General features: G+C 69.4%; 15 protein-coding genes. 9 read left to right on the top strand and 6 right to left on the bottom strand.

The features are described 5' to 3' along the window. The first annotated feature begins 97 nt into the window (after window positions 1-97). Window positions 98-1,786, top strand: a complete 1,689-nt coding sequence (gene treS, locus ABZ911_RS03505; RefSeq protein ID WP_358051389.1) for a maltose alpha-D-glucosyltransferase — start codon at window positions 98-100, stop codon at window positions 1,784-1,786. 33 nt (window positions 1,787-1,819) lie between these two features. Here the strand turns inward: treS and ABZ911_RS03500 are convergent, their stop codons facing one another. The 3 genes from ABZ911_RS03500 to ABZ911_RS03490 are packed head-to-tail and all read right to left on the bottom strand — an operon-like array spanning window position 1,820 to window position 5,327. Continuing rightward, the gene (locus tag ABZ911_RS03500) at window positions 1,820-4,090 is read right to left on the bottom strand and encodes an FtsX-like permease family protein (RefSeq protein ID WP_358051386.1); all 2,271 of its coding nucleotides are present in this window, start codon (window positions 4,088-4,090) and stop codon (window positions 1,820-1,822) included. After that, entirely contained in the window at window positions 4,087-4,824 is a 738-nt protein-coding gene (locus ABZ911_RS03495) for an ABC transporter ATP-binding protein (protein WP_358051383.1), read from the bottom strand. The genes ABZ911_RS03500 and ABZ911_RS03495 overlap by 4 nt, the downstream gene beginning before the upstream one ends. Then, window positions 4,821-5,327, bottom strand: coding sequence for a PadR family transcriptional regulator (locus ABZ911_RS03490; protein ID WP_358051380.1), 507 nt, complete (start codon window positions 5,325-5,327; stop codon window positions 4,821-4,823). Before ABZ911_RS03490 ends, ABZ911_RS03495 begins: the two co-directional genes overlap by 4 nt. A gap of 124 nt (window positions 5,328-5,451) precedes the next feature. Here ABZ911_RS03490 and ABZ911_RS03485 point away from each other — a divergent pair, with 124 nt between their 5' ends. The 8 genes from ABZ911_RS03485 (at window position 5,452) to ABZ911_RS03450 (ending at window position 13,501) form a co-directional block, all read left to right on the top strand. Then, window positions 5,452-6,702, top strand: a complete 1,251-nt coding sequence (locus ABZ911_RS03485; protein ID WP_358051377.1) for an ABC transporter substrate-binding protein — start codon at window positions 5,452-5,454, stop codon at window positions 6,700-6,702. 15 nt (window positions 6,703-6,717) lie between these two features. Beyond that, complete coding sequence (locus tag ABZ911_RS03480; RefSeq protein ID WP_358051374.1) at window positions 6,718-8,034, top strand: ABC transporter substrate-binding protein; 1,317 nt, start codon at window positions 6,718-6,720, stop codon at window positions 8,032-8,034. 12 nt (window positions 8,035-8,046) lie between these two features. Next, complete coding sequence (locus tag ABZ911_RS03475; RefSeq protein ID WP_358051371.1) at window positions 8,047-9,420, top strand: ABC transporter permease subunit; 1,374 nt, start codon at window positions 8,047-8,049, stop codon at window positions 9,418-9,420. Further along, on the top strand, window positions 9,417-10,340 hold the full coding sequence (locus ABZ911_RS03470; protein WP_358051368.1) for a carbohydrate ABC transporter permease: 924 nt from the start codon (window positions 9,417-9,419) through the stop codon (window positions 10,338-10,340). The genes ABZ911_RS03475 and ABZ911_RS03470 overlap by 4 nt, the downstream gene beginning before the upstream one ends. Window positions 10,341-10,433: 93 nt before the next feature. Beyond that, the gene (locus ABZ911_RS03465) at window positions 10,434-11,111 is read left to right on the top strand and encodes a uracil-DNA glycosylase (RefSeq protein WP_358051365.1); all 678 of its coding nucleotides are present in this window, start codon (window positions 10,434-10,436) and stop codon (window positions 11,109-11,111) included. 10 nt (window positions 11,112-11,121) lie between these two features. Further along, on the top strand, window positions 11,122-11,451 hold the full coding sequence (locus ABZ911_RS03460; protein ID WP_358051362.1) for a hypothetical protein: 330 nt from the start codon (window positions 11,122-11,124) through the stop codon (window positions 11,449-11,451). 76 nt (window positions 11,452-11,527) lie between these two features. Beyond that, window positions 11,528-11,815, top strand: coding sequence for an MTH1187 family thiamine-binding protein (locus tag ABZ911_RS03455; RefSeq protein ID WP_358051359.1), 288 nt, complete (start codon window positions 11,528-11,530; stop codon window positions 11,813-11,815). A 99-nt stretch (window positions 11,816-11,914) separates the two neighbouring features. Next, entirely contained in the window at window positions 11,915-13,501 is a 1,587-nt protein-coding gene (locus ABZ911_RS03450; RefSeq protein ID WP_358051356.1) for an FAD-dependent monooxygenase, read from the top strand. Window positions 13,502-13,590: 89 nt separating this feature from the next. On the opposite strand, the gene ABZ911_RS03445 is transcribed toward ABZ911_RS03450, so the two are convergent. Genes ABZ911_RS03445 through ABZ911_RS03435 form a run of 3 tightly spaced genes read right to left on the bottom strand, consistent with a single transcriptional unit; the run spans window position 13,591 to window position 18,208 of the window. Next, window positions 13,591-15,303, bottom strand: coding sequence for an ABC transporter family substrate-binding protein (locus tag ABZ911_RS03445; protein ID WP_358051354.1), 1,713 nt, complete (start codon window positions 15,301-15,303; stop codon window positions 13,591-13,593). Then, complete coding sequence (locus ABZ911_RS03440) at window positions 15,300-17,369, bottom strand: ABC transporter ATP-binding protein (RefSeq protein WP_358051351.1); 2,070 nt, start codon at window positions 17,367-17,369, stop codon at window positions 15,300-15,302. The genes ABZ911_RS03445 and ABZ911_RS03440 overlap by 4 nt, the downstream gene beginning before the upstream one ends. Then, window positions 17,366-18,208, bottom strand: a complete 843-nt coding sequence (locus ABZ911_RS03435; protein WP_358051348.1) for an ABC transporter permease — start codon at window positions 18,206-18,208, stop codon at window positions 17,366-17,368. Before ABZ911_RS03435 ends, ABZ911_RS03440 begins: the two co-directional genes overlap by 4 nt.

The following is an 18,208-nucleotide window of genomic DNA, read 5'->3' as shown; positions in this document are numbered from 1 at the left end:
TCGCAGGGATGACGACTCCAGGCGGCGCGGTCACCACATAAAACGCCGGGGCACCCGGTGACTTCGTCCTGCCCACATCTCCTTCTGTGAGCGACATATGATCAACGCATCCCCATCGCAGGACCCGGTGTCCGAGACCTTCGTCTCGGAGGATCCGCGCTGGTACAAGCGGGCAGTCTTCTACGAGGTCCTCGTCCGGGGGTTCAAGGACTCCAACGGTGACGGCACGGGGGACCTGCGCGGGCTGATCGAGAAACTCGACTACCTCGAGTGGCTTGGCGTCGACTGCCTGTGGCTGTTGCCGCTCTACGAGTCACCACTCCGCGACGGCGGCTACGACATTTCGGACTATATGAAGATTCTTCCGGATTTTGGTGATCTGGGGGACTTTGTGCAACTGATCGAGTCGGCGCACGAGCGGGGACTTCGCATCGTCACCGATCTGGTGATGAACCACACCAGTGACAAGCACCCCTGGTTTCAGGCCTCCCGGCACGACCCCGAGGGGCCGTACGGCGACTTCTACGTCTGGGCCGACGAACCGACCGGATTTCCGGACGCGCCGATCATCTTCGTCGGCGCCGAGGAGTCCAACTGGACCTACGACCCGGTGCGCAAGCAGTACTACTGGCACCGGTTCTTCCACCACCAGCCGGACCTCAACTACGACAACCCGGCCGTGCAGGAGGCCATGCTGGAGGTGCTGAGGTTCTGGCTGGACCTCGGCATCGACGGTTTCCGGCTGGACGCGGTGCCGTACCTGTTCGAGCGGGAGGGCACCGCCTGCAGCGGGCTGCCCGAGACGCACGCCTACCTGAAGAAGGTGCGCGCCGAGGTCGACCGCCTCTACCCGGACCGGGTGCTGCTGGCCGAGGCCAACGGCTGGCCCGAGGACGTCGTGGAGTACTTCGGCGACCCCACGGCCGGGGGTGACGAATGCCACATGGCCTTCCACTTCCCGCTGATGCCGCGCATCTACATGGCGGTCAAGAAGGAGACGCGCGAGCCGATCTCCGAGATCATGTCGCGCACTCCCAAGCTGCCCGAGACCGCCCAGTGGGGCATCTTCCTCCGCAACCACGACGAGCTCACGCTCGAAACGGTGACCGAGGAGGAGCGCGACTACATGCACGCGGAGTACGCCAAGGACCCGCGCATGCGCGCCTACCTGGGCATCCGCCGCCGCCTCGCGCCGCTGCTGGACAACGACCGGGACATGATCGAGCTGTTCACCGCGCTGCTGCTGTCGCTGCCGGGCTCGCCCGTCATGTACTACGGCGACGAGATCGGCATGGGCGACAACATCTGGCTGGAGGACCGCGACTCGGTCCGCACCCCGATGCAGTGGAGCCCCGACCGCAACGCGGGCTTCTCCAAGGCCGATCCCGGGCGGCTGTACCTCCCGGCGGTCATGGACCCGATCTACGGCTTCCAGGCGGTGAACGTCGAGGCGCAGATGAAGAGCGCCTCGTCGCTGCTCCACTTCACCCGCCGGATGCTGCAGATCCGCCACCAGCACCCGGTCTTCGGCACCGGCGCCTACACCGAGATGTGGTCGTCGAACCCCGCCGTGCTCACCTACACCCGTGAGCAGGGCGAGGACCTGATGCTGTGCGTGAACAACCTGTCGAAGTACCCGCAGCCGGTGGAGCTGGACCTGCGCCGCTTCGAGGGCCTGACCCCGGTCGAGGCCCGCGGAGGGGTGCGCTTCCCGCAGATCGGCGCCCTGCCGTACCTGCTGACGCTGCCGGGGCACGGCTTCTACTGGTTCGCGCTCAAGAAGTGACGGCTGAGGGTCCGGCGCGGGCCGGACCCTCGTTCAGCGGGCGGTGACCGGTACCCGGGCGCGGGCCGCGCGCCGCGCCGGGATCAGCGCGACCGCCAGGGCCGCGCCGATCGCGATCACCATCGCCGTCCCGAGCGTCAACGGCGACGGCGGCCGGCCGATCCCCGCGCCCACCCCGCTGGTGTGCCCCTGCAGGTCGATCAGGCCGGTCACCACCGACGCGCCCGCCGCGGTGCCCGCCACCACGCCCAGCACGACCAGCAACCCCGTCCCGGTGACCAGGGTGGCCATCACCTGCCGGGGCGTCAGCCCCATCGCCTTCAGCACCGCCAGGTCCAGCGCGTGGTCGCGCAGCCCCAGCGCGCTCGCGGTGAGCAGGTTGGCCAGGCCGATGAGCGCCAGCACCGTGACCAGCGCGACGATGATCACTCTGATGATCACCAGTCGCTCGGCCGGGTTCACCGCCCGCCGCACCTCCAGCTCCTCCCCCGAAGAGGCCAGCAGACGGCCGCGCACCGCCGCCGGATCGGCCCCCTCCCGCAGCTCCAGGCCGTAGAACTGGGGCGGCACCGCGTCCTTGGCGGCCAGGCTGTCCAGGCCCAGCGAGAGCACCTCGCCGTCCAGGTCGGGCTCGACGGTCCTGCCGACGATCCGCACGATCAGCGGGGTACCGCCCACGGTGAGCCACACCCGGTCGCCGATCCGCACCTTCAGCAGATCCAGCAATCCCTGCCCGGCCACCGCCTCCCCGGTGTCGGCGTACATGCGTCCCTCCACCACCGGGAAGGGGTACGGCGTCGCCGACCCGCCGAGCGCGCGCACCCTGATCGACCGGGCCTGCCCCGGCACCAGCGCGTTCACCTCCGCGCCGGGGAAGACCCGAACCACGTCCCGGTCGTCGCCCACGATCCGCTCGGCCGCGTCGGCGGGCAGCTTGCCCGGCCTGACGGTGAGCTGCGCGTGCTGCCCGACCTGCTCGGGGTGGGCCAGGAAGTTGTCCAGCGTGGTCCAGAAGCCGAGCGCGATGGTGATCATCATCATCGGTACGGCGAGGCCCACCAGGGTCAGCATCGCGGGCACCCGGCGGGTGAAGGCGTCGCGGGTGCCGAGGACCAGGGCGGGCGGGAGCCGTACCAGGAAGGCCAGCCGGGCCAGGCGGGACAGGCGGCCGCGCGGCGGGGAGGCGGGCGCGGCCGGGATCGGCGGGGTGCGCCCGCCGCGCCAGGCCGGCAGGCCCACGGCGACCAGCACGACCAGCGAGGTGCCCGCGGTGGTCGCCAGCAGCGGCACGGGCGCCACCGACGGCGTGCCCAGCACCAGCGTGAGGATCAGCCACCCGGCCAGCAGCCCGAGCCCGATGCCGAGCAGGCCCAGCGCGCCGTGCTCGACCAGCAGCAGCCCGGCGATCTGGCGCCGGGTGAACCCCATCGACTTGAGCGTGGCCAGGTCGCGCAACTGGCCGAGCACCCGCCCGCCGGCCGCGTTGGCCAGCGCGAGCGCCGCGGCGACCATGCCGACCACGCCGAACAGCGCCAGGAGCGTGCCAAGCAGCCGATTGTCCAGCTCCATCGCCGCGCGCACCTCGCGCCAGGTGAAGACCCGCTGAACCTCCTCCTCCAGCATGACCACGACCCGCTGGGCGGCGAACTGGGTGGCCTCGGGGTCGGCCAGGCGTAGACCGGTCACCCACTCGCTGCGGGCGAACTTGGGCTCGACCTGGTTCAGCTTCTCCGGCAGCACCCAGACCAGGCCGGGCGGCCACTCAGGGTAGAAGCCCTGTTCGGCCGAGTCGGCCAGGCCTCGCACGTAGAGCACGTGGCGCGAGCCGCTGAGCGCGGTGGCGGTGACCGGCGAGCCCAGCGTGAGGCCGAGCTCGCGGGCGAAGGAACGCTCGACGACCACGCCGTCGGGCTGCGCGGGCGTCAGCCAGCCGCCCTCGGTCACCACGGGGTGGGCCACCTGCGGCAGCGTCACCGGCATGGCGCGCAGCGCGGCGGGCGACTTCCTGCCGTCCCGCGTGACGGTCACGGGCGCCGAGCGGTACGGCCCCGCGACCTCGGTGACGCCGTCGATCCCGCCCAGGGCGGCGGTCAGCGGCCGGTCCTTGGTGTGGATCCACAGGTGGGCGCCGTTGGTCTGGTCGAACAGCCCGCGCCACGGGTTGGTGCCGTCCTCCAGCAGGGTCGCCGCGGTGATCAGCGCGGCCACGATGCCGGCCACGGCCAGGACGGTGAGCACCGCCTGCCCGCGCCTGGCCCGCAGGTCCGCCCTGATCCACCGGCTGCCCGCCCGATAGGTGCTCATCGCAGGTCGATGACCTCGCCCGCGCCGGCGCGGGCGGAGGGCCGCCTGCGGGTGATCCGCCCGTCGTCGACGATCTGGCCGTCGAGTAAGGAGACGACGCGGTCGGCGAGGCTGCCGACGCGGGCGTCGTGGGTGACCATGACGATCGTCTGCCCGTCGCGGTGCACCTCGCCGAGCAGGCGCAGCACGTCGCGGGTGTTGCGGCTGTCGAGGTTGCCGGTGGGCTCGTCGGCGAGCAGCAGGCTGGGCTTGTTGGCCAGCGCGCGGGCCAGCGCCACCCGCTGCTGCTCGCCGCCGGAGAGCTGGCCCGGCGCCGCGTCGGCGCGCTCGGTCAGGTTGAGCACGCCGAGCAGGTACTCCCGGCGCTCGCGGGCGTCCTTGGCGGAGGCTCCGGCCAGCAGCGCGGGCAGTTCGACGTTGTCGGCCACGGTCATGGTGGCGACCAGGTTGAAGAACTGGAAGACGAAGCCGATCTTGCGGCGGCGCAGCAGCGCCCACGCGCTCTCCGAGAGCGTGTCCACCCGCCGGCCGTCCAGCCAGATCTCACCGCTGGTGCGCGCGTCGAGCCCGCCGAGCATGTGCACGAGCGTCGACTTGCCCGAGCCCGATGGCCCCATCACCGCGACGAACTCCCCCTCTCCGACCTCCAGGTCCACCCCGCGTACGGCGGGCACGGGCACCGCGCCGCCGGAGTAGATCTTGACGAGGTTGACGGTCTTCAGCACAGCGCTCACGAAAGGTCCTCCTGGCAGCGTTCGAGCCAGTCGAGGTCGGCCTGCAGGTGCAGCATGGCGCCCTCGATCAGCAGGAGCGCGACCCGATTCCCCGCGTCGGTCGCCTCGGCTAGGTCGTTGAGGTCGCGCATCAGCGCGAGGTAGTGGCGGCGCTGCCGGTTGATCAGCGCCATGCGGTCGGCGATGCCGGTGAGCGGGGCGAGGACGAGCTTCATGAAGAACTCGTCGCGCACCCGCGGCCCCTCGGTCGGCTCGTCCACCCAGGTGTGGAGGGCCTCGCGGCCGGTGGCGGTCAGGTAGTAGACCTTCTTGTTCGGCCTGTTGGTCTGCTCCACGTCGACGGCCCTGACCAGGCCGTCCTTCTCCAGCCTGCCCAGCGTCACATAGATCTGACCGATGTTGGGCGAGGGGTATGCGGTGCCGAACGTCTGTTCAAGGGCCTGTTTGAGCTCGTAGCCATGGGCAGGTTCCTTGGCGAGGAGCGCCAGCAGGTGCAACCGCACGCCCCACCTCCTCTGTTACGCGAGCGTTACGGAGATATCCGTTGACGTCCAGATTAGCGCCGTGCATAACATGAATGCATCTACCTAACATGTATGTAATCACCTCGAAACCCGGAGGTCATTCGTGCTTTCCCGCTTCTCGCTGGTTCTGGCCGTCCTCCTGACGGCCGGGTGCGCGGCGGGCGGCGAGGAGGGCGTGAACGATCCCGGCACCGGCGGCAAGGGTCCGATCACCCTGGTCACCGGGCGGGACACCACGAACTACCTGCAGCCGTTACTCGACCGCTGGAACCAGACCCATCCGGGCGAGAAGGTGACGCTGCTGGAGCTGCCCGAGGCGGCCGACGAGCAGCGGGCGCAGATGGTCGCCAACCTGCAGGCGAGGAGCGACCGCTACGACGTGCTCGGCCTCGACGTGGTGCTGACGGCCGAGTTCGCCGACAACGGCTGGATCATCCCTCTGGAGCGCGGGCTGTTCCCGCTCGACAGGTTCCTGCCGCCGGTCGTCCAGACGGCCGTCTACCGGGGGAAGCTCTGGGCGGTGCCGTATACCAGCAACGCCGGGCTCCTCTACTACCGCAAGGACCTGGTGAGGCAGCCGCCGAAGACCTGGGCGGAACTCCGCCAAAAAGCCCAAGAAATCACGAAAAAGCATGACATCGGGGGGTATGCGGGGCAGTTTCTCGCCTATGAGGGGCTGACCGTGAACTTCGCCGAGGCCGTCCAGTCGGCGGGAGGGGAGATCCTCAGTCCCGACGGCACCCGGGTGACCCTCGACGAGACCAAGGCGAAGACCGCGCTCGACTTCTTCACCCAGGGGCTGCGCGAAGGCTGGATACCCCGGCGTTCGCTCGCCTACAAGGAGGAGCAGTCGCGGCTGGCCTTCCAGGACGGCACGCTCGTCTTCGCCCGCAACTGGCCGCACGCCTACGGCCCCGCCACCCGCTCGCGGGTCGGCGGCAAGTTCGGGGTGACCAGGCTGCCGGGCCCCGACGGGCCCGCGGTCAGCTCGCTCGGCGGGGTCAACCTCGCCATCAGCGCCTACTCCAAACGGCAGAACACCGCACAGGAGTTCATCCGCTACTTCACCGGCCTGGACAACCAGCGCCGGGTGCTCACCGAGGGCTCCTTCCCTCCGGTCTGGGCCGAGCTCTACGACGACCCGGGCCTGATCAAGCGCTTCCCCTACCTGCCGGTGCTCAAGCAGAGCATCCTCTCGGCCAGACCGAGACCGGCCAGCGCCAACTACAACCAGCTGAGCCTGGTGATCGCCAGTTCGGTCGCCAAGGCTCTCACCCCGCCCTTCACCGAGAACACCGCCGACCTGGCGGCCTCGATGAAGGCGGAACTCGCCGAGATCATCAGAACCCAGTGATTTGAGGCAGGCAACATGCGTAAGACCCATGCGGCGGCGGTCGCCGGACTCGCGGTGGCCCTGGCCGCCTGCGGCAACGCCCCCACGAACACCCCCGCCCAGCCGGCCCCCTCCAGCGCGGCCCCCGCCGCCAAACCCCTCGACGGCGTCCAGATCGAGGTCGCCGCGAAGTGGACCGGCGAGGAGCAGAAGAACTTCGAGCAGGTGCTCAAGGCCTTCTCCGACAAGACCGGCGCCCAGGTGACCTACGCCTCCACCGGCGAGGACACCGGCGCCTACCTGGGCCCGCGCATCACCGGCGGCAGCCCGCCGGACGTCGCGATCCTGCCGCAGCCCGGCCTGGTCCAGCAGTACGCCAAGGCCAACTCGCTCAAGCCGCTGACCCCCGAGGTCACCAAGCAGATCGACGAGAACTACACGCCCTACTGGAAGGACCTCGGCTCGGCCGACGGCCAGGTGTACGGCGTGCTGGTCAAGGCGGCCCACAAGTCGACCGTCTGGTACCGCGACAGCGCCTTCCAGGACGCCGGCGTGCAGGCCCCCACCACCTGGGACGAGATGATCACCGCCTCCCAGACCATCGCCGACTCGGGCACCGCGCCGTTCTCCCTCTGCGGCGCCTCCGGCTGGACGCTCACCGACCTGTTCGAGAACGTCTACCTGTCCACGGCGGGCCCGGCGAACTACGACAAGCTCGCCAAGCACGAGATCCCGTGGACCGACGCCAGCGTCACCACCGCGCTGGAGAAGATGGCGCAGATCTTCGGCAAGAAGGAGTTCATCGAGGGCGGCAACACCGGCGCCCTGCAGACCGACTTCCCGACCTGCGTGACGAAGGTCTACGACCAGAAGAAGGCCGCCATGATCATCGAGGCGGACTTCGTGGCCGTCTCGGTCGCCCAGTCCGGGGTGAAGGTCGGCGAGGAGGCCAAGGTCTTCCCGTTCCCGAAGGCCGGGGACACCGCGCCGGTCGTACTCGGCGGTGACGTCGCGGTGGCGCTGAAGGACTCCAAGGGCGGCATGGCGCTGCTGGAGTACCTCGCCTCCAAGGAGGGCGGCGAGGTCTGGGCGAAGCTGCCGGGCTACCTGTCGCCCAACCGCAACGTCTCGCCCGACAACTACCCGAGCGACCTGACCAAGCAGCTCGCACAGACGATCATCACGGCCGGCGAGTCGGTCCGCTACGACATGTCGGACCTGGCGCCCAGCGCCTTCGGCGGCACCGACGGCAAGGGCGAGTGGAAGGTGCTGCAGGACTTCCTGCGCGACCCCGCCGACGTCAAGGGCGCCCAGAAGGCTCTCGAGGCCGAGGCCGCTAAGGCCTGGAAGTAGAGGGGCGAGGCCGTGACCGATCGGTTGAACGGCCCGCAGGACCCGCGCGACGACGAGTCGCGCGGGGCCTCCCCCGCCCCCGCCCCTGAGGCGAAGGGCGCCCGCCTGGGCCCCTCCCCGCTGATCGCCTGGTTCTTCGTCCTCCCCGCGATGCTGCTGCTCGGCGTCTGGGTGGTCTACCCGATCGTCTACTCGCTCATCAGGAGCCTGTTCGACGCCTCGGGCGGCATCTTCGTCGGCCTGCAGAACTTCGGGACGATCTTCACCGACCAGGCCACCCTCGTCACGCTCAGGAACAACCTGATCTGGGTGGTCGTCGCCCCGCTCGTGGTCACCGTACTGGGCCTGATCTTCGCGGTGCTCACCGAGCGCATCAAGTGGGCCACCGCGTTCAAGCTGATCGTGTTCATGCCCATGGCCGTCTCGCTGCTGGCCGCCGGCGTCGTCTTCCGCCTGGTCTACGAGCAGGACCCGGACCGGGGGATGGCCAACGCGGTGATCTCGACCATGGCGGGCGTCTTCTCCGGCGAGTCCGGCTACCCGGACGCCAGGCCGCGCGACAACGACGCCTCGCCGGTCGTCCGGCAGGGCGAGACCGTGGTGACCAGGCAGGAGGTCCAGGCGGGCACGCCGGTGCTGGTACCGCTCGTCGGCATCAAGCCGGAGAACGTGCCCAAGGACGCCGCGCCCGCCCGCGCGGCCCCCGGGGACGGCGCGCTGAGCGGCACCGTCTGGCTCGACTTCACCGCGGGCGGCGGCGGCAAGGCGGGCGAGGTAGACGCCACCGAGAAGGGCCTGCCGGGGGTCACCGTGGAAGCGGTCAAGGGCGGCGCCGTCGCCGGCACCGCCACCACGGCCTCCGACGGAACCTTCCGCTTCGAGGGCCTACCGGCCGGCTCCTACGTCGTACGACTCCCGCAGTCGAACTTCGAGGCCGCCTTCGGCGGGCTGACCTGGCTCGGCCCCACCTTGATCACCCCCGCCATCATCGGCGCGTTCGTCTGGGTCTGGGCGGGCTTCGCGATGGTGCTCATCGCGGCCGGCCTGGCGGGCATCCCCCGGGACGCCCTCGAAGCCGCCCGCATCGACGGCGCCACCGAGTGGCAGGTGTTCCGGAAGATCACCGTGCCGCTGCTCTCCCCGGTGCTGCTGGTGGTCTTCGTCACGATGATCATCAACACCCTGAAGGTGTTCGACCTGGTCTTCATCATCGCGCCCAGCTCGGTCCAGCCGGACTCGAACGTGGTCGCGCTGGAGATGTGGCGGGTGTCCTTCGGCGGCGGCAACAACCAGGGCCTGGGCAGCGCGCTCGCGATCTTCCTGCTCATCCTGGTGCTGCCCTTCATGATCATGAACATCCGCCGGTTCCGAAGGGAGCAGTCGTGACCTCCACAGCGGTGGGCGCTCCCCAGCGCGGCGTGCTGGGCCGGATCGTCGACCTGCTCGGCAATGTGATCGTCCAAGTGGTGATGATCCTGATCGGCCTGTTCTGGCTGGTCCCCACCCTGGGCCTGCTCGTGGTGTCGATGCGCGACACCCCGACCAACAACGCCGAGGGCTGGTGGGCGATCTTCGCCTCCGACCAGCAGAACTGGTTCCTCGCCATCCTCGACGGCCTGTTCACCTGGCCGGCCAAACTCACCCTCGACAACTACTCCAACCTGCTCGCCTCGGGCTTCACCTCGTCGTTCTGGAACACGATCCTCATCACCGTGCCGACCACGGTCCTGGTGATCGGCATCGCGGCGGCGGCGGCCTACGCGTTCGCCTGGATCGACTTCCCCGGGCGGGACGCGGTGTTCCTGGTCGTGGTCGGGCTGCTGATCGTGCCGATCCAGATCGCACTGATCCCGATCGCCGGGCTGTACGGCAAGGTGGGCATCTTCGGCACGATCCCCGGCGTGGTGCTGTTCCACGTGGCCTTCGGGCTGCCGTTCGCGATCTTCCTGCTGCGCAACTTCTTCGTCGGCATTCCCTCCTCGCTGCTGGAGGCGGCCAGGATGGACGGCGCCAGCGAGTGGAAGATCTTCTCCACGATCGTGTTCCCGCTGGGCAAGCCGGCCATCGCCTCGCTGGGCATCTTCCAGTTCCTGTGGGTGTGGAACGACCTGCTCATCGCGCTGGTCTTCGCCGACACCGGCTCGCAGCCGATGACCAAGGCGCTGCAGTCCCAGATGCGGCAGTTCGGCAACAACGTGGACATCCTCTCGTCCGGTGCGTTCCTGTCGCTGATCATCCCGCTGGTGCTGTTCTTCGCCTTCCAGCGGTATTTCGTCCAGGGGATGATGGCCGGCTCGGTCAAGTAGCCGGTCGTCAGGCGCCCGCCTTCTACGGGGGCGGGCGGGCGCCATCCTGGATTCGTGCACAAGCCGTACCAGACACCGCTAATGTGTTCGGTCATGGTCGGTCGTCCCCTCAATGAAGTCGTAGAAGCCGGGTGGGCCAAGGCCCTTGAGCCGGTGTCCGAGCGGATCTCCCAGATGGGTGAGTTCCTCCGCACCGAGATCGCCGAAGGAAGGCAGTATCTTCCGGCGGGCCCCCACGTGCTTCGCGCGTTCAACCAGCCCTTCGACGATGTGAAGGTGCTGATCGTCGGGCAGGATCCCTATCCCACCCCCGGACACCCGATCGGGCTGTCGTTCTCGGTGGCCGCCGATGTGCGTCCGCTGCCGGGGAGTCTGCTCAACATCTACAAGGAGATGGAGACGGACCTCGGGCTGCCCCGGGCCTCCAACGGCGACCTGACGCCGTGGACCGAGCAGGGCGTGCTGCTGCTCAACCGGGTGCTCACCGTGATGCCGGGCAAGCCCGCCTCGCACCGCGGCAAGGGCTGGGAGGAGGTCACCGAGCAGGCCATCAAGGCGCTGGTCGCGCGGGACAAGCCGATGGTGGCGATCCTCTGGGGCCGGGACGCGCGCAACCTCGCGCCGATGCTCGGCCAGGTGCCGCGCATCGAGTCGGCCCACCCCTCGCCGCTGTCCGCGCGGAGCGGATTCTTCGGCTCGCGGCCGTTCAGCAGGGCCAATCAGCTGCTGGAACAGCAAGGCGCGGCTCCCGTGGAGTGGAAGCTCCCCTAGCATCTTCACCATGAGTGATGAAGAGAAGTACCTGCGCCTCACGGTCGAGCTGACCGTTGAGGTGCTGGATGTCGCGGCCCTTCAGGCGGCGGCACTTGCCGAGATCCGCCACCCGGACGCCGACCTCGACGACGACGAGCGCAAGGAGCAGGCCGAGCTGGTCAGCTCCGACGAGACCGGCGCGTCCGCCCTGCAGTGGCTGATCGAGCCCGACCACGTGCTCTCGCTGATCGAGCACGTGGACGAGGTGGAGCCGCGCGAGGCCGTGCTGGGTGTCGAGCCGTCCGACGGTCCCAGCGACGAGGACGACGAGCACGACCACGACGGCCACGAGCACTGAGCCTGACAGCCCAGTTCACCGGCGCGGCCCCCGCAGGGGTGCCGCGCCGGTGCTGTTTCCTTGGAAGGAGCACCGGATGATCGTCGCGTTCTCCATCACCCCGCTGGGGGTCGGCGAGGGGGTGTCGGAGCCGGTCGCCCGCGCGGTCAAGGTCGTGCGCGACAGCGGCCTGGCCAACAGCACCGACGCCATGTTCACCACCGTCGAGGGCGAGTGGGACGAGGTGATGGACGTCGTCAAGCGGGCCGTCGAGGCGGTGGCGGAGGTGGCGCCCCGGGTGAGCCTGGTCCTGAAGGCCGACCTGCGGCAGGGCGTCACCGACGGCATGACCGCCAAGGTCGAGTCCCTGGAGCGGCACCTCTAAAACGCGATATGTCTTGACCGTCTCGCGAAACGCGTCATATCGTGTCTTCACCAGGACGCGATATGTCGCGTTGTCTCGATGCGAGAGGTGGTACGGGACATGGACCACGAGCGAGTGCCCGTCCTCATCGTCGGCGCCGGATACGCGGGGCTGAGCGCGGCGATGATGCTGGCCTGGCGGGGCGTGCCGGTGATGCTGGTCGAACGGCACCCCGGCACGTCCGTCCAGCCCAAGGCGTTCGGGGTCGGGCCGCGCGCCCTGGAGCTGATGCGGCCCGTCCCCGGCCTGGAGCGGTCGCTGGCCGAGATCTCCGAGGGCATCGGCGACAGCACGCGCATCGCCATCGCCACCAGCCTCGCCGACCCGTCGCCCAACATGATCATCCATGGTCAGGACGACTTCGCCTTCCTCGCCGACGCCACGCCCGTGCCGCAGATCGGCGCGCCGCAGTCGGAGGTGGAGCGGATCCTGCGCACCCAGGCCGAAGTGCTCGGCGCCGACCTGCGCTTCGGCACCGAACTCGTCTCGCTGGAGCAGGACGCCGTGGGCGTGACCGCGCTGATCCGCTCCGGCCGTACCGAGACGAGTGTGCACGCCGACTACCTGATCGCCGCCGACGGCCACCGGGGCGCCGTCAGGGAGATGACCGGCATCCCGGCCGGGGGCAAGGGCGAGCTATACCGCATGCACTCGATCATGTTCGACGCCGATCTCACCGACCTGGTCCGCGACCGCGAGGTGACGCTCTGGTACATCCAGAACGACACCATGACCGGCGCCGTCATCACCGGCACGGGAGTCGGCGCGCACGTGGTGGCCGTCAACGACTCCCCCACGCTCGGCGAGCTCACCCCGGACCGCCGCGTCGAGCTGATCAGGAGCGCCGTCGGCGTCCCCGACCTGGACGTCCGCCTCATCGACTCCGCCAGCTTCCCCATCGGGCACATCCTGGCCGACACCTACCGCAAGGGCCGCGTCTTCCTGGCCGGCGACTGCGCGCACACCATGCCGCCGACCGGCGGGCAGGGCGGCAGCACCGCGCTGCAGGACGGCGCCGACCTCGCCTGGCGGCTGTGGCTGGTGATCACCGGGCAGGCCGGCCCCGACTTCCTCGACAGCTACGACGCCGAGCGCAGGCCCGTCGGGGTGCTGACCGCCGACGCGCAGCTCGCCAACCTCGGCGTGCGGATGCCGCCGGAGGCGCGCATCGGCTACCCCGAGCCGATGGAGGACCCGGTGGGGGCCCTCCTCGGCTACCGTTACCACTCGGCCGCGACGCTGACCGAGCCCGGCGACGACGGCTCGCCGATGGAGGACCCCCGCCACCCGACCGGCCGCCCCGGCAGCCGGGCGCCGCACGTCGAGCTCGACTGGGAGGGCCGGCCGATCTCCACGATCGACCTGTTCGGCTCGGGCTTCGTGCTGCTGGCCGACCGGCACGGCCAGCCGTGGGTGGACGCGGGCCGCGCGATCAGGGACCGCCTCGGCGTACGGCTGGCGCCGCACCTGATCGGCGGCGAGCTCAAGGACCTGCGAGACACCTGGCGGCGACGGTACGGCGTTGGCGACGGCGGCGCCGTACTGGTCAGACCCGACGGGTTCGTCGCCTGGCGGTCGGCGGGGTCCGCCCCCGACCCGGCCGCCACCCTCGAACGCGCCCTACGCCGGATCCTTGCCCGCCCGTAAGCCGGGAACGGCCGAACCCCGGCCGGAAGGATCCGGTCGGGGTTCGGGGTGTTGATCTCGGGCTCTCCGGTGGTTCGCCGGAGAGGGTGCTACTTGGTGAAACCTACCGAGGCCCAGTCCTTGTCGGCGTAGCCGAAGGCGCCGAAGTTGGCGAGGTTCTTCTTGGAGGCGAAGATGTCGGGGCGCTGGTACAGCGGGATCGTGTGCACCAGGTCCCAGATCAGCTTGTCGGCCTGGTTGCCCAGCTCGATCGCCTTCTGCGGGTCCATCTCGCCCGCGGCCTGCTCGCCCAGCGCGTCCAGCTCCGGCGTACCGGTGCGCGGGAAGTTGCTGCCGAAGTTGTCAGGCCCGGTGGGCTGCTTGTAGATCTGCGGCAGGGCGCCGTTCGGGAACGGCGTGCCCAGCCAGGAGAACGGCACCAGCTCGAAGTTGCCGGGGGTGATGTAGTCGTCGAAGAACTTGTCGTCCGGGACCGGGGTGACGGTGACCTTGACGCCCACCTCCTTCAGCATCGCCTGGACGAGCTCGCCCTCCTGCTTGGCCAGCGGGTAGGCGGCGGGGATGACGAACCGCAGGTCCATCTCCTTGCCGTCCTTCTTGCGGGTCTCGCCCTCAAGCTTCCAGCCGGCGGCGTCGAGGAGCTGCTTGGCCTTCTCCGGGTTGTACTTGCCCAGCTCGCCCGAGTTGTCCACGTAGCCCTTGTGGGTGTTCATGTACAGGTGGTTGTTCAGGGTCTGGATCGGCCAGTCCAGGTCCTTCAGGTCGGAGGCCGCGATGGTCTCGCGGTTGATGCCGAGCTGGATGGCCTGGCGGACCGACTTGTCCTTGAGTACCTCGGCCGAGCCGTTGACGGTGATGTGCCGCCAGTTGGGCGCGGCGGCCTTGCGGATGTCGACGTCGGCGACGCCCTTGGCGCGCTGCAGGTCGGCCGCGATCGGGTTGATCTGCATGCCGGTCAGCTCGCCGTTGGCGAAGGCGTTGATGGTGGCGTCGGAGTCGAGCGCGCGGAAGATGACCTTGTCGAGCTTGGCCTTCTTGCCCCACCACTTGTCGTCACGGACGACCGTGACGGTCTTGGTGGTCTGGTCCATCTTCTCCAGCTTGAACGGGCCTGCGGTGACCGGGATCTTGTTGATCCAGTCCTTGTTGAACGTCTCGGGCTTGTCGTTGGTGGAGGCCGGGTAGAGCGGGGAGAACATCCCCTTCCAGTCCGGGTAGTTCTTCTCGAAGGTCACCACGACCTCCTGGTCGGTGGCGCCCTTCTCGACGGAGGCGACCCGGTCGTAGCCGTCGGTGGAGGACACCAGGTACTTCTTGTCCTTGCCGTTCAGCGCCTTCCACTGGGCCGCGAAGTCCTTGTAGGTGATCGGCGTGCCGTCCGACCACTTGGCCTTCTCGTTGATCTTGTAGGTCACCACCTGCTTGCCGTCGGCAAGCTCCATCTTCCACTCGGTGACATAGTCCGGGTTGTTGACGACCTCGGCCTTGTCGTTGGCGATGCCAACAAGCGGCATGAGGGGCTCAATGACCGTGTCAGGAGTGTCGTGGGTGCCGTTGACCTGGTTGTAGTTCCACTGCTCCACCCACTGGCTGAGCGCGAACGTCGCGGTGCCGCCGTCGGCGACCTGCTCGTAGGCGACCGCGTTGATGGTGCTGGCGGGAAGCTGGGCGGCCTGCTCCTGGGCCTGCTTGGCGCCCTCGGAGCTGCCCGGCTTCGGCTTGTCGGCCGCGCCTCCGCCGCAGGCGGTCAGGGCCATGGCCAACAGGGCCGCACCGGCGGCGGCCTTGTATCCAACCTTCACTTGTCCTCCACAGGGGAAATATCAGTGACCTGCGTCACTTCGGGGTAATGGCAGGCGGCGCCGTGGTCGTCGGCGTGCGCGAGCCGTACAACAGCGGGTTCTTCGGCCACGCAGCGCTGCCGCTGCGCCTCGGGGAGCAGGGCGCGCTTGGGGCAGCGGGTGTGGAAGCGGCAGCCGGTCGGCGGGGTGGCCGGGCTGGGCAGGTCGCCCTCCAGGATGACCCGCCTGCGGGAGCGTTCGAGCTGGGGGTCGGGGAGCGGGATCGCCGACATCAGGGCCCTGGTGTAGGGGTGCGCGGGCGTGCCGTACACCTCCTTGACCGTGCCGACCTCCACGATCTTGCCGAGGTACATCACCGCGATGCGGTCGGCCAGATGCCGGACCACCGACAGGTCGTGCGCGACGAAGAGGTAGGACAGGCCGAGCCTGGCCTTGAGGTCCTCCAGCAGGTTGATGACGCCCGCCTGGATGGACACGTCGAGGGCCGAGACCGGCTCGTCCAGGACGATCAGCTTGGGTTCGAGGGCCAGCGCGCGGGCGATGCCGATGCGCTGGCGCTGGCCGCCGGAGAAGTGTTGCGGGTAGCGGTGCACGCAGTCGGGGTCGAGCCCGACGAGGGTGAGCAGTTCGGCGACCCGCGCGGGGATGTCCTGGTGCCCATGGGCGCGCAGCGGCTCGGCGAGGATGTCGCCGACCGGCATGCGCGGGTCGAGGGCGGCCATCGGGTCCTGGAAGACGATCTGCAGGTCCTTGCGCAGCGCCTTCCGGTCGGACTTGGTCAGCGCGCCGCTGTCCTTGCCGAACACCACGACCCGGCCGCCCTGCGCGGCTTCGAGCTGCATGATCTGCTGCAGCGTGGTGGTCTTGCCGCAGCCGGACTCGCCGACCAGCGCCAGCGTCTCGCCCTCGACGATGTCGAAGCTGATGCCGTCGACGGCGTGCACGGTGCCGACCCGGCGCTTGAAGACCGCGCCCTTCATCAGCGGGTAGTGCCGGATGAGCTGGTCGAGCTCCAGCACGGTGGCCCGCTCCGACCTGGGCCGGGCGATGTGCTCGGCGGCCACCGGCTCCGGCACGGGATAGACCTCAGCGCCGGTCAGGCCCTTGACCTCGATCTCGTGCGAGCGGATGCACGCCGTCATGCGCGTCTCGCCGGTCAGGTGCTGCAGCGGCGGCTCGGCGTCGTCGCAGGCGTCCACCCTGAGCGGGCAGCGCGGCGCGAACGGGCAGCCGGGCGGCAGCGCCGCCGGCGAGGGCGGGTTCCCCTCGATGGGGATGAGCCGCTCACTCTCCCGGTCCAGCCGCGGAATCGAGGCGAGCAACCCCATCGTGTACGGCTGCCGCGGCCGGTAGTAGATCTCCTCCACGGTGCCCTGCTCGACCGGCTTGCCCGCGTACATGACCAGAACCCGGTCGGCCAGCCCGGCCACCACGCCGAGGTCGTGGGTGATCATCACGATCCCGGCGCCGGTCTCCCGCTGCGCGGTCTTCAGCACCTCCAGCACCTGGGCCTGGATGGTGACGTCGAGTGCGGTGGTCGGCTCGTCGCAGATCAGCACGTCGGGGTCGTTGGCGATGGCCATCGCGATCATCGCGCGCTGCCGCATGCCGCCGGAGAACTCGTGCGGGAACGCCTTGGCGCGCACGTCGGGGTGCGGGATGCCGACCAGGTCGAGCAGCTCGACGGCCCGCTTGGCGGCGGCCTCCTTGCCGATGTCCTGGTGCACCCGTACGGCCTCGGCGATCTGGTTGCCGATGGTGTAGACGGGGGTGAAGGCGGACAGCGGATCCTGGAAGATCATGCTGATCGCCTTGCCGCGGCGCTTCAGGATCTCCTTCTCCGGCATGCCGAGCAGTTCCCGGCCGTGCAGCTTGACCGAGCCGCTGACGTCGGCGCCGGCGGGCAGCAGGCCCATGACCGCGAGCGAGGTCACCGACTTGCCCGAGCCGGACTCGCCGACGATGCCGAGCACCTCGCCGCGGCCGAGCTGGTAGCTGACTCCCCTGACGGCCTGGATGCCGCCGGGGAAGGTCACGGTGAGGTCGTTCACCTCGAGGATCGTCACGAGTTGCTCCCCGGGTCGAGGGCGTCACGCAGGCCGTCGCCGAACAGGTTGATGCTGAGCACCAGCAGCACGAGCAGGCCGGCGGGGAAGAAGAACAGCCACGGGTAGGCGATGACCTGGTTGCCGCTGGCGGACGCGATGAGCGTGCCGAGCGAGACGTCGGGCGGCTGCACGCCGAAGCCGAAGTAGGACAGCGCGGTCTCGCCGAGGATCGCGGCGCTGACGTTGAGGGTCGCGTCGATGATCAGCAGCGATGACAGGTTCGGCAGGATGTGCCGCAGGATGATCTTCCAGTCGGGGATGCCCATGTAGCGGGCGGCCAGGACGTACTCACGCTCGCGCAGCGACAGGGTCATGCTTCTGACCACCCGGGAGGTGATCATCCAGGAGAACGCGGCGAGCAGGACCACGAACCACAGCCAGGTGCCGCCCTTGAGCTTGGGCGACATGATCGCGATGATCAGGAAGCTGGGCAGGACGAGCAGCAGATCGGCGCCCCACATCAACACCTTGTCCACCCATCCACCGAAAAATCCGGCGAAGGCGCCGACGAGGGCGGCGAGCCCGGTGGAGATCAGCGCGACCAGGAAGCCGATGACGATCGACTTCTGCATGCCGCGCAGCGTGACCGCGTACATGTCCTGGCCGATCTGGGTGGTGCCCCACCAGTGGTCGGCGGAGGGGGCGGACAGGAAGGAGGTGAAGTCCTTCTCGGTCCAGTCGTAGGGGCCGAGGAAGGGGCCGACGTAGGCCACGGCCAGCAGCAGCACCAGCCCGAACAGGCCGAAGCGGACCTGCTGCTTGGCCATGAGGCGGCGGAGCACAACCTTGGAGCGCAC

This window comes from Nonomuraea sp. NPDC046570 (genome assembly GCF_040645915.1).
In the GTDB taxonomy this organism is placed as follows: Bacteria; Actinomycetota; Actinomycetes; order Streptosporangiales; family Streptosporangiaceae; genus Nonomuraea.
This window is presented reverse-complemented; position numbering and strand designations above follow the sequence as displayed.